Origin of the sequence: Pseudomonas protegens CHA0 (genome assembly GCF_000397205.1) — a bacterium.
Classification (GTDB): Bacteria; Pseudomonadota; Gammaproteobacteria; order Pseudomonadales; family Pseudomonadaceae; genus Aquipseudomonas; species Aquipseudomonas protegens.
Window position 1 is genome coordinate 4,404,791 of record NC_021237.1, and the last position, 9,426, is coordinate 4,414,216.

The window sequence follows — 9,426 nt, forward strand, 5'->3', positions numbered from 1 at the left end:
CGGCGCTTCAGTCCTCCAGGGCGCGGACCCGCTCGTGGCGCTGCTGCTCTTGCGGCTGGGCCGAAGATTGCAGGGTGAAGTCGAACTCGATCTCGGCAAAGCGCCCGCTGACCCCCAGGGCCTTGGCCCGAGCCTGGTCTTCGCTGAAGGTGATCTGGGCGATCAGCTCGTCGCGAGTGGCGTAGGCAAAATCGTCGTGCAGGTACTGGTCGCCATCCAGGTTGATCTGGGTGGTCAGATGGCGATGGTCATCGGCGGAGATGAAGAAGTGGATGTGCGCCGGGCGCTGGCCATGGCGGCCCAGTTGGTCCAGCAGTTGCTGGGTCGGGCCATCCGGCGGGCAACCGTAGCCGGACGGCACGATGCTGCGAAAGCGGTAGCGGCCCTCGGCGTCGGTGACGATGCGCCGGCGCAGGTTGAACTCCGACTGGCTGCCGTCGAAGTAGGAATAGGTGCCGCCGGTGTTGGCGTGCCAGACATCGACGATGGCCCCGGCCAGTGGCTCGCCGGCGGTGTTGCGGACCTGCCCCTGCATGAACAGCACCACCCCCGGGTCGACCCCGTCGTCCAGGCGCGCTTCGCCCTGGCTCAGCGGTGCACCGGCCACGTACAGCGGGCCTTCGATGGTGCGCGGGGTGCCGCCGGTCTTGCCCACCTGTTCGTCGGCGGCGTCCATCAGCAGGTCCAGGTAATGCTCCAGGCCCAGGCCCGCGGCCAGCAGCCCGGCTTCCTGGCGGGCGCCAAGAACGTTGAGGTAGTTGACGGCCTTCCAGAACTCTTCCGGGGTGATCTCCAGGTCTTCGATGATGTTCACCGAGTCCCGCAGGATGCGGTAGATGATGGCCTTGGCCCGGGGGTTGCCGCCCTCGGTGAACTGGCCGCTGGCTTCTTCAAGAAAGCGTTGGGCGCTGGCAGTGTGGGAAATTCTGACGTTCATGATTAATCCTCATCTTGTATTTATTAGAGTGGTGAACGGGCTGGCACGGGCTCAGCGGTCATCCTCATGAATGGACGAAGGATGCCTGCACATGGCGTCAACTTCGATGGCCATGTAGGGGTACAGCGGCAATTGCATCAGGGTGTCGTGCAATTCCTGCACGCTGTCGACGTCGAACACGCTGTAGTTGGCGTACAGCCCGGCGATGCGCCACAGGTGGCGCCACTTGCCTTCGGCCTGCAGGCGTTGGGCCAGGGCCTTTTCGTCGGCTTTCAGCTGCGCGGCGCGCTCGGGGTTCATGTCGACCGGCAGGTTCACGGTCATTTTCACGTGGAATAGCATGCAGCCCTCCTCAGGTGTGATGCAGCACGGGGGTGGTTTTGTCGCGACGGAAGAACGCCAGGCGCTCTTCGTCCAGGCTCAGGCCAAGGCCCGGGGCCTTTGAGACATGCAGGTGGAAATCCCGGTACACCGGCGGCTCGGCGAGGATGTCCTCGGTCAGCAGCAGCGGGCCGAACAGTTCGGTGTCCCAGCTCAGTTTGTTCAGGGTCAGGAAGGCGTGGGCCGAGGCCAGGGTGCCGATGCCGCCCTCGAGCATGGTGCCGCCGTACAGGCCGATGCCCGCCGCCTCGGCAATTGCCGCGGTGCGCAGGGTGGCGCGAGGGCCGCCGTTCTTGGCGATCTTCAGGGCGAACACCGAAGCCGCCCCTTCCCGGGCCAGGTTGAAGGCGTCTTCCACGCACTCGATGGATTCGTCGGCCATGATCGGCGCCGGGCTGCTGGCATTCAGGCGCACCATGCCGGCGCGGTTGTTGCGCGAAATCGGTTGTTCGATCAGGTCGATGCCATTGCCGCCGAGGATGCGGCAGGCGCGCAGGGCCACGGCTTCGTCCCAGGCCTGGTTGACGTCGACCCGCACGCTGGCGCTGTCGCCCAGGGCCTTCTTGATGGCGATCACGTGGGCCAGGTCGCGGTCCACTTCACCGGCGCCGATCTTCAGCTTGAAGATGCGGTGGCGGCGCAGGTCGAGCATCTTCTGCGCTTCGGCGATGTCCTTGGCGGTGTCGCCACTGGCCAAGGTCCAGGCCACCGGCAGCGCATCGCGCACCCGGCCGCCCAGCAGTTCGCTGACCGGCAGCCCGAGGCGCTTGCCCTGGGCGTCGAGCAAGGCGCTTTCGATACCGGATTTGGCGAAGGTGTTGCCGCGGATGCTCTGCTCCAGGCGCAGCATGGCGGCGTTGATGTTGCTGGCGTCCTGGCCGATCAGCAGCGGCGCGACGAAACGGTCGATATTGGTCTTGATGCTGTCCGGGCTTTCATTGCCATAGGCCAGGCCACCGATGGTGGTGGATTCCCCCAGGCCTTCGATGCCGTCGGCGCAGCGCAGGCGGATCAGCACCAGGGTCTGGTTCTGCATGGTGTGCATGGCCAGCTTGTGGGGGCGGATGGTCGGCAGATCGACGATGATCGTCTCGATCGATTCAATGGCAGAAGCGTGCATTTCCATACCCGTGAGGTTCTTGAAGTTCTGCCAGCGATTCTGTCCCGGCTTTTTCCGGGGTTCCAATATAGAATTGGTCTGGCTTGATACCTTTAAGGTATGCACTTCACCACTGGGGAGCTGTCATGGAACTGCGTCATCTGCGCTATTTCCAGGTGCTGGGGGAAACCCTCAATTTCACCCGCGCCGCCGAGCGCCTGCACATCGCCCAGCCGCCGTTGAGCCGGCAGATCCAGCAACTGGAAGACGAGTTGGGGGTGCTGCTGCTGGAGCGTGGCCGACCGCTGCGCCTGACCGCCGCCGGGCGGTTTTTCTACGAGCATTCCAACCGGGTACTGGAGCAATTGGGCAAGGTCTGCGACAACACCCGGCGCATCGGCCTGGGGCACAAGACCTGGCTGGGCATCGGCTTTGCCCCCTCGACCCTGTACGGCGTGCTGCCGCAACTGATCCGCCGCCTGCGCAGCAACGGCACCCTGGAACTGGAACTGGGCCTGTCGGAGATGACTACCCTGCAGCAGGTGGAAGCCTTGAAGGCCGGGCGCATCGATATCGGCTTCGGGCGTATCCATATCGACGACCCGGCCATCGTGCAGAAGGTGCTGACCGAAGACCGCCTGGTGGTCGCCCTGCCCGCCGGCCACCCGCTGCTGGGGCAACCGGTAAGCCTGGCGCAACTGGCGGAGGAGCCTTTCGTGCTGTACCCGGCCAACCCGCGCCCGAGCTACGCCGACCATGTGATCGCGCTGTTCAGTGCCCGCGGCCTGAACCTGAAGATCGCCCAGTGGACCAATGAACTGCAGACCGCCATCGGCCTGGTGGGCGCCGGCATCGGCATTACCCTGGTACCGGCCTCGGTGCAGGTGCTGCACCGTGACGACATCGGCTTCTGCCCGCTACTGGAGGCCGAGGCCACCTCGCCGATCATCCTCAGCCGCCGCATCGGCGAGCCCTCGCCGGGCCTCACCCACTGCCTGCACCTGATCGCCCAGTTGCGCAGCGAGATCGGCCGCGAACACCCCATCGTCAGCTGAAAGCACAACCGCCGGCCCCATCGAAAGACGGGCACCGGCGGCTCTCTTGCAGCTTGGAACGGGCGGCTGCCCTTAGAAGGTCAGGCCTACCTTGAAGCCATACTCGTTACGCTTGAGCTTGGTGTTGTCAGCCACAGGCGTATCTTCGTCCAGCTTGTACTCGGTGCGGGTGTAATAGACCCCGGCCATGACCGGCAGCGAGCCGTTCTGGTTCATCAAGAAATTCACCTCGGCGTAAGGGTTGGTGCGGTCCTTGAGGTCCACGGTGTCGCTGCCGACGTCATCCACCTTGAGCCGCGCCTTGCCGTTGATGGTATGGCGCGCACCCAGCTCGACGCGCATGGTCAGGTCGTCGAACTGGTGGTTGTAGCCCAGGGCGGCCTTGGCGAAGGGCGACTTGTTGGTGAGCTTCATGTCGTAGTCGCCGGTATCCGGCTCGTAGCGGGTCCAGGTGTAGCCCCCCCCCACCAGCACATCGACAAAGTTGCGTGCGTCCAGGGCGGCGCGCCAGCCCAGGTCGAGGTCGGCCTGGCCTTCCTTGAGCTTGTTGTCGTGCTTCTTGCCGAACTTGGCCTCGACCCCAGCCTGGTAGATCAGGCCCGATTCGGCGGTCATCTTGTTGCCGAAGTTGTAGAACACACCCCCTTCACCCAGGTGCTCCTTGTCGCTTTCGCTACCGCCTTCGAGCTTGAAGTCGTTGTAGCTACCGAGGATACCCAGGGTGGAAATCGGCCCGGTGGCCGGGGCGGCCATGGCGCTGCTGGAAAGGGCCAGCAAGGTGGCTGCAGAGGTGCTGGCCAGAAGGGTTGCGAATACCTTTGACATCGTGTGTAGATCTCCCTGTTTGAATAAGGCAAATGCTGCAGGAGCCTTTTCGAGGGAAGTCGAAAGCAAAAGGTTCTAATTATTTTTCACGTTTTTTTCACATCCCTGTGAAGCCTCGCCCCCGCAGGGGCTTTAAGCCTTACAATAGGGCGCTCAATACAGGGCGTAGTCTTTGGGGCAGTGCATGGAAGTATCGAGAGCCGGCCTGATCATCCGGCGCATTCTGGCTTATCTGGTCGACGGCCTGCTGGTACTGCTGCTGTGGTTTGTCCTGTGCCGACTGGCCGAACGCCTCCAATACCCGGATATGGAGCAATTCTCCACCTGGTGCCTGCTGGCCACCTGGTGCCTGTATTTTCCCCTCAACGAATACCTGTGGCGTGGCTACACCGCCGGCAAGGCCCTTTGCGGCCTGCAAGTGATCAATGGCATCGGCCAGCCCCCCTCGCTGTTGCAGGTATTGATCCGCTCGGCGACCCGCCCCTTCGAAGCGGCCATCAGCCCGGTGACCCTGCTGATCTGCTGCGAATCAAGCCGCGGCCAGCGCATCGGCGACCGGCTGGCGCGCACCTATGTCATCCCGTGCAAGGATCTGGCGCGGCTGCGTGGCTTGATGGTCGCTCAGCCGAACCTGCCTTGAGCATCCGGCCGTAACCCATTCAGTCTTGCGCCCTGGCGTGGCGCTTTTTCCGGGAGTCTTCATGGCAATCGATCAACACCCGCATGAACAGGCCTTGGTCACGTTCCTCGAACAGCGCCCCGAGCTGCGCGAACAGCTGGACAACCTCAACCCCCTGGAAGCCCGGGCCCGGGGCGAAACCCCGGCGCAGTATCGCGCCGAGCGCCTGCATGAAGCCTTCGAGGCCGAAGCCGAACGCCTGGGGCTGTTCGCCTGGGAACTGAGCCTGCAACTGACCGCTGCCAGCCCCGAGGAATTCCACGTCCAGCGCCTTGAGGTGCACCGGGAAGTGGCGGAGATGGCCGGCATGCCGTGGGACGAGTACTGCACCCTGCACCACCTTGACCCTCGGCCTTGACCCGCACGCGCCCCTCGCAGTCCCTGTTCAGGAGAACCGACGATGTTGCCTTCGACTTCCACGCAATCGGCCAGCGCAGCCCTGCAGCACACGCAGAAATGGCGCGGACGGGTCGGCCTCGGGCTGGTGGCCTGCCTTTCGGTGCTGGCGGGGATGACCGACGCCATCGGCTTCATGGCCACCGGGGATTTCGTTTCCTTCATGAGCGGCAACACCACGCGCATGGCCGTAGCCATCAGCGATGGCGAACCGGGCCTGGTACTGCGCCTGCTGCTCCTGGTAGCGACCTTTATCGTCGGTAACGCCCTGGGCGTGGTGGTCAGCCGCCTGGCCGGGCACCGTGCCCTGCCCTTGCTGCTGAGCATCGGCGCGTTGCTCTGCGCCTCTGCTGCCTGGCCTTTCGAGCAGCAACTGCCGGCCCTGCTGGCGGCCATCATTGCCATGGGCATGCTCAACGCCGCGGTGGAGGAAGTGAACGGCCTGCCCATCGGCCTGACCTACGTCACCGGCGCCCTCTCACGCTTTGGCCGCGGCCTGGGGCGCTGGATGCTCGGCGACCGGCGCAACGGCTGGCGGGTGCAACTGGTGCCCTGGAGCGGCATGTTCGCCGGGGCGGTGCTGGGCGCCTTGCTGGAACAGCACCTGGGGCTCAAGGCACTGTATGTCAGCGGGTTGTTTGCCGTGCTGCTGGGTGTGGCGTCATTGAAGATCCCCCGCCGCTGGCAACTGGGCTACAAGAACCGCTGACATTGAGCACGGTTATCAGCTGAACAGGCCGCCGCTGTCGGTATCGATCACGATCGACGACAGGCTGATATGCCGCGGCCGGGTCAGGGCGAAGATCACCGCCTCCACCACATCACGGTTGGTGCCCTGCTCGCCCTTCTGCCGCGCCGGAATCTGCTGCCAGGCCTCATCCAGCGGCGAGACATCTTCCAGGTACGGCGGGTGTACGCACAGCGAACGCACCGGCGTGCCCTTGAGCATTTGCCGCAGGCCATCGGCCAGGGCCAGTTGCCCGTGCTTGGCCGCATAGAACGGCAGCGACACGCTGTGCAGCGGTGCATTGGGCAAGCCGCTGATGGAACCAATGGTGACGATGTCCGGACGCTTGGAGGCCTTGAGCGCCGGCAGCAGGCCCTGGGTCAGCAGGAAGGTGCCCGTCAGGGCCGCATCGATCACGCCCGTGACCTCGGCAGCGCTGTGGGGCTGCTCGCTGGCCTCCAGCCACATGGCGCCGTTGTTGATCAGGATGTCCACTTGCGGGTGACGGACGTGAATCTCCGCCAGGGCCGCCTTGACGCTGTCGCTGTTGGCCAGGTCCACCACTACGTGATCGGCGGGACTGCCGGTGCGCGCCTCGATGGCCGCGCTGACTTGCGCCAGGGCTTCGGGGTTGCGCCCACAGAGAATCAGCTTGCAGCCCTGGTCCGCCAGGCTGATGGCCAGCGCGGCCCCCAAGCCTCTTCCGGCCCCCGTGACCACTACCACCGCCGAATTCAGATCCATTATCCCTTGCTCCTTGTCCCCGGTTGAATGAAGGCGCGAGTCTATCCCTCGCTTCGCGGTTTGGGGCCGGGCAAAGCTTTACCCGATATGTCCTGCATGCCTGGAACCAGAGCCCCAGGGGCGAAACGGGTTTAGCCGATGTTCGGAGAAAGCTTTATCATGGCCGCAGTTTTATCCATCGAGTCCGTCATGAAGTTCGCCATCGCCCTGTTCTCTGCCGCCCACGCGCCTTCCTCGCGCCGCGCCCTGCTGTTCGCCCAGGCGGCGCTGGCGGGCGGGCATGAAATTGTCCGGCTGTTTTTCTACCAGGACGGCGTCTACAACGCCGCCAACAGCATCGTCACGCCCCAGGACGAACAGGACCTGCCTCGGGAATGGCGCGAGTTTGTCGGCCAGCATCAACTGGACGGCGTGGTGTGCATCGCCGCAGCCCTGCGCCGGGGTGTGTTGAATGCTGACGAAGCCCAGCGCTATCAGCGTACGTCGGTGAGCGTCGAAGCCCCCTGGGAGCTCTCGGGGCTCGGGCAATTGCATGACGCGGTACAGGCCGCCGACCGCCTGATCTGTTTTGGAGGGGCGTGACATGGCCAAATCCCTGTTGTTGATCAGCCGTCAGGCGCCGTGGTCCGGCCCCGGCGCCCGGGAAGCGCTGGATATCGTCCTGGCCGGCGGCGCCTTCGACCTGCCCATCGGCCTGCTGTTTCTCGATGATGGCGTGCTGCAACTGGCGCCCGGGCAACAGGCCTCGCTGCTGCGCCAGAAAGACCTGAGCGCCAACCTGCAGGCGCTGTCGCTGTTCGGCGTCGACGAACTGTTTGCCTGCAGCGCCAGCCTCGCTGCCCGCGGCCTCGACCCGGCGAGCTTGAGTCTTGACGATGTACAGCTGCTGGACGCCCCGGAACTGGCCGGGATCATCGACCGTTTTGACCAGGTGATTACCCTCTGATGTCGACCTTGCATGTGTTGTCCCACTCGCCCTTCACCGACACCCGCCTGAGCAGTTGCCTGCGCCTGCTGGGCAGCGCCGACGGCCTGCTGCTGTGCGGCGACGCCGCCTATGCCCTGCAACCGGGCAGCGCCATTTGCAGCGAACTGAGCACCCGTAGCGGCTTGAATCTGTACGTGCTGGAAGAAGACCTGAATGCCCGCGGCCTGCCCCTGCCGGCCTGGGCCCGCGCGGTGGACTACCCGGGCTTCGTCGAGCTGTCCCTTCAGCATGACAAGGTCAACACCTGGCTATGAATACCTTGACCGTGGGCGTTCGCGCCATCGAACTGGACAAGGACGGCTACCTGGTCAACCTCGACGACTGGTCCGCCGACGTGGCGCAAGCGCTGGCCGCCAACGAAGAGCTTGAGCTGAGCGCGGAACACTGGGAAATCCTCGAACTGCTCCAGGGCTTCTACAGGGAATTCCAGCTGTCCCCGGCCACCCGCCCGCTGATCAAGTACACCGCCCTCAAGCTGGGCCCGGACAAGGGCAACAGCCTGCACCTGAACCGTCTGTTCAAAGGCACTCCCGCCAAACTTGCCGCCAAGCTGGCGGGCCTGCCCAAGCCGACCAACTGCCTATGAACGATTTCGCCCCCCTGCTCACCCAAACCCCGGAAGAACACCCTTTCGCCCAATTCGTGCGGATTCTCGGCAAGGGCAAGCGCGGCGCGCGCAACCTGACTCGCGAGGAAGCCCGGGAAGCCATGGGCATGCTGCTGGACGGCAAGGTCGAGGACACCCAACTGGGCGCCTTCCTCATGCTGCTGCGGCACAAGGAGGAAAGCCCGCAAGAGCTGGCGGGCTTCACCGAAGCCTTGCGCGAACGCCTGAACGCCCCGGCGATTGCCCTGGACCTCGACTGGCCGACCTACGCCGGCAAGAAGCGCCACCTGCCCTGGTACCTGCTGGCGGCCAAGTGCCTGGCACAGAACGGCGTGCGCATCCTGCTGCACGGCGGCGGCGCCCACACCGCCGGGCGCTTGTACACAGAGCAATTGCTGGAACCCCTGGGGATTCCCCTGTGCCGTGACTGGCAGGCGGTCAGCCAGGCATTGGACCAGGGCAACCTGGCCTTCATGCCCCTGGGGGACTGGGCGCCGCAACTGCAGCGCATGATCGACTTGCGCAACATCCTCGGCCTGCGCTCACCGATCCATTCCCTGGCGCGAATCCTCAACCCCCTGGGCGCCCGTTGCGGCCTGCAAAGCATCTTCCACCCCGGCTACCAGGCAGTGCACCGCGATGCCAGCGGCCTGCTGGGGGACAACGTCATCGTGATCAAGGGCGATGGCGGCGAGATCGAGATCAACCCGGACACCGCCAGCCATCTGTACGGCAGCACCGGTGGCGTCAGTTGGGACGAGGAATGGCCGGCACTGTCGGCGCAACGCCATGTGAAACCTGCCAGCCTGGAACCCGAGCACCTCAAGGCGCTGTGGCGCGGCGATGTAGAAGACAGCTACCCGCAACTGGCCCTGCTGGCGACCATGGCCCTGGCCTTGCGCGGCTTGGGCACGCCGCGGGAGCAGGCCTTCGCGCTGGCCCAGCAGTATTGGGATGCCCGAGACAGATCGATTTAATCGATCAAAAC

Annotated in this window: 14 protein-coding genes; 9 read left to right on the forward strand and 5 right to left on the reverse strand. The window is 64.7% G+C overall.

The genetic code is table 11. The features are described from left to right. Window positions 1–7: 7 nt before the first annotated feature. Genes catA through PFLCHA0_RS19625 form a run of 3 tightly spaced genes read right to left on the reverse strand, consistent with a single transcriptional unit; the run spans window position 8 to window position 2,438 of the window. Window positions 8–937 (reverse strand): catechol 1,2-dioxygenase, encoded by a 930-nt coding sequence (catA, locus tag PFLCHA0_RS19615; protein ID WP_015636272.1) that lies wholly within the window; start codon window positions 935–937, stop codon window positions 8–10. Between the two features lie 51 nt (window positions 938–988). Continuing rightward, complete coding sequence (catC, locus tag PFLCHA0_RS19620; RefSeq protein ID WP_011062149.1) at window positions 989–1,279, reverse strand: muconolactone Delta-isomerase; 291 nt, start codon at window positions 1,277–1,279, stop codon at window positions 989–991. A gap of 10 nt (window positions 1,280–1,289) precedes the next feature. Further along, entirely contained in the window at window positions 1,290–2,438 is a 1,149-nt protein-coding gene (locus tag PFLCHA0_RS19625) for a muconate cycloisomerase family protein (protein WP_011062150.1), read from the reverse strand. Between the two features lie 125 nt (window positions 2,439–2,563). Here PFLCHA0_RS19625 and PFLCHA0_RS19630 point away from each other — a divergent pair, with 125 nt between their 5' ends. Further along, window positions 2,564–3,472, forward strand: a complete 909-nt coding sequence (locus PFLCHA0_RS19630) for a LysR family transcriptional regulator (protein ID WP_015636273.1) — start codon at window positions 2,564–2,566, stop codon at window positions 3,470–3,472. A gap of 72 nt (window positions 3,473–3,544) precedes the next feature. On the opposite strand, the gene PFLCHA0_RS19635 is transcribed toward PFLCHA0_RS19630, so the two are convergent. After that, a complete protein-coding gene (locus PFLCHA0_RS19635) occupies window positions 3,545–4,297 on the reverse strand; it encodes an outer membrane beta-barrel protein (protein WP_011062152.1) in 753 nt (250 codons plus the stop codon). 184 nt (window positions 4,298–4,481) lie between these two features. Between PFLCHA0_RS19635 and PFLCHA0_RS19640 the strand changes: the two genes are divergently transcribed. The 3 genes from PFLCHA0_RS19640 to PFLCHA0_RS19650 all read left to right on the forward strand — a co-directional run bounded on the left by PFLCHA0_RS19640 (window position 4,482) and on the right by PFLCHA0_RS19650 (window position 6,081). Beyond that, window positions 4,482–4,937: an RDD family protein gene (locus tag PFLCHA0_RS19640; protein WP_015636274.1), complete on the forward strand. Its 456-nt coding sequence runs from the start codon at window positions 4,482–4,484 to the stop codon at window positions 4,935–4,937. Between the two features lie 61 nt (window positions 4,938–4,998). Then, window positions 4,999–5,334: a DUF6388 family protein gene (locus PFLCHA0_RS19645; protein WP_015636275.1), complete on the forward strand. Its 336-nt coding sequence runs from the start codon at window positions 4,999–5,001 to the stop codon at window positions 5,332–5,334. A gap of 42 nt (window positions 5,335–5,376) precedes the next feature. After that, a complete protein-coding gene (locus tag PFLCHA0_RS19650; RefSeq protein WP_011062155.1) occupies window positions 5,377–6,081 on the forward strand; it encodes a YoaK family protein in 705 nt (234 codons plus the stop codon). Between the two features lie 15 nt (window positions 6,082–6,096). On the opposite strand, the gene PFLCHA0_RS19655 is transcribed toward PFLCHA0_RS19650, so the two are convergent. Continuing rightward, entirely contained in the window at window positions 6,097–6,843 is a 747-nt protein-coding gene (locus PFLCHA0_RS19655; RefSeq protein WP_015636276.1) for an SDR family oxidoreductase, read from the reverse strand. A gap of 189 nt (window positions 6,844–7,032) precedes the next feature. Here PFLCHA0_RS19655 and tusD point away from each other — a divergent pair, with 189 nt between their 5' ends. Genes tusD through PFLCHA0_RS19680 form a run of 5 tightly spaced genes read left to right on the forward strand, consistent with a single transcriptional unit; the run spans window position 7,033 to window position 9,415 of the window. After that, window positions 7,033–7,425: a sulfurtransferase complex subunit TusD gene (gene tusD / locus PFLCHA0_RS19660; protein ID WP_019092899.1), complete on the forward strand. Its 393-nt coding sequence runs from the start codon at window positions 7,033–7,035 to the stop codon at window positions 7,423–7,425. Between the two features lies 1 nt (window position 7,426). Next, window positions 7,427–7,789: a sulfurtransferase complex subunit TusC gene (tusC, locus tag PFLCHA0_RS19665; protein WP_015636278.1), complete on the forward strand. Its 363-nt coding sequence runs from the start codon at window positions 7,427–7,429 to the stop codon at window positions 7,787–7,789. Then, entirely contained in the window at window positions 7,789–8,085 is a 297-nt protein-coding gene (tusB, locus tag PFLCHA0_RS19670; protein WP_015636279.1) for a sulfurtransferase complex subunit TusB, read from the forward strand. The genes tusC and tusB overlap by 1 nt, the downstream gene beginning before the upstream one ends. Further along, entirely contained in the window at window positions 8,082–8,417 is a 336-nt protein-coding gene (locus PFLCHA0_RS19675; protein ID WP_015636280.1) for a TusE/DsrC/DsvC family sulfur relay protein, read from the forward strand. The genes tusB and PFLCHA0_RS19675 overlap by 4 nt, the downstream gene beginning before the upstream one ends. Next, entirely contained in the window at window positions 8,414–9,415 is a 1,002-nt protein-coding gene (locus PFLCHA0_RS19680; RefSeq protein WP_015636281.1) for a glycosyl transferase family protein, read from the forward strand. The genes PFLCHA0_RS19675 and PFLCHA0_RS19680 overlap by 4 nt, the downstream gene beginning before the upstream one ends. The last annotated feature ends 11 nt before the right edge of the window (window positions 9,416–9,426 follow it).

What these genes read in the sequence shown, in the direction of transcription:
- catC (WP_011062149.1), bottom strand. Translation starts at nt 1,279, where the DNA reads ATGCTATTCCACGTGAAAATGACCGTGAACCTGCCGGTCGACATGAAC.
- PFLCHA0_RS19635 (WP_011062152.1), bottom strand. Translation starts at nt 4,297, where the DNA reads ATGTCAAAGGTATTCGCAACCCTTCTGGCCAGCACCTCTGCAGCCACC.
- catA (WP_015636272.1), bottom strand. Translation starts at nt 937, where the DNA reads ATGAACGTCAGAATTTCCCACACTGCCAGCGCCCAACGCTTTCTTGAA.
- tusC (WP_015636278.1), top strand. Translation starts at nt 7,427, where the DNA reads ATGGCCAAATCCCTGTTGTTGATCAGCCGTCAGGCGCCGTGGTCCGGC.
- PFLCHA0_RS19675 (WP_015636280.1), top strand. Translation starts at nt 8,082, where the DNA reads ATGAATACCTTGACCGTGGGCGTTCGCGCCATCGAACTGGACAAGGAC.
- PFLCHA0_RS19645 (WP_015636275.1), top strand. Translation starts at nt 4,999, where the DNA reads ATGGCAATCGATCAACACCCGCATGAACAGGCCTTGGTCACGTTCCTC.
- PFLCHA0_RS19655 (WP_015636276.1), bottom strand. Translation starts at nt 6,843, where the DNA reads ATGGATCTGAATTCGGCGGTGGTAGTGGTCACGGGGGCCGGAAGAGGC.
- tusD (WP_019092899.1), top strand. Translation starts at nt 7,033, where the DNA reads ATGAAGTTCGCCATCGCCCTGTTCTCTGCCGCCCACGCGCCTTCCTCG.
- PFLCHA0_RS19640 (WP_015636274.1), top strand. Translation starts at nt 4,482, where the DNA reads ATGGAAGTATCGAGAGCCGGCCTGATCATCCGGCGCATTCTGGCTTAT.
- PFLCHA0_RS19680 (WP_015636281.1), top strand. Translation starts at nt 8,414, where the DNA reads ATGAACGATTTCGCCCCCCTGCTCACCCAAACCCCGGAAGAACACCCT.
- PFLCHA0_RS19625 (WP_011062150.1), bottom strand. Translation starts at nt 2,438, where the DNA reads ATGCACGCTTCTGCCATTGAATCGATCGAGACGATCATCGTCGATCTG.
- PFLCHA0_RS19650 (WP_011062155.1), top strand. Translation starts at nt 5,377, where the DNA reads ATGTTGCCTTCGACTTCCACGCAATCGGCCAGCGCAGCCCTGCAGCAC.
- tusB (WP_015636279.1), top strand. Translation starts at nt 7,789, where the DNA reads ATGTCGACCTTGCATGTGTTGTCCCACTCGCCCTTCACCGACACCCGC.
- PFLCHA0_RS19630 (WP_015636273.1), top strand. Translation starts at nt 2,564, where the DNA reads ATGGAACTGCGTCATCTGCGCTATTTCCAGGTGCTGGGGGAAACCCTC.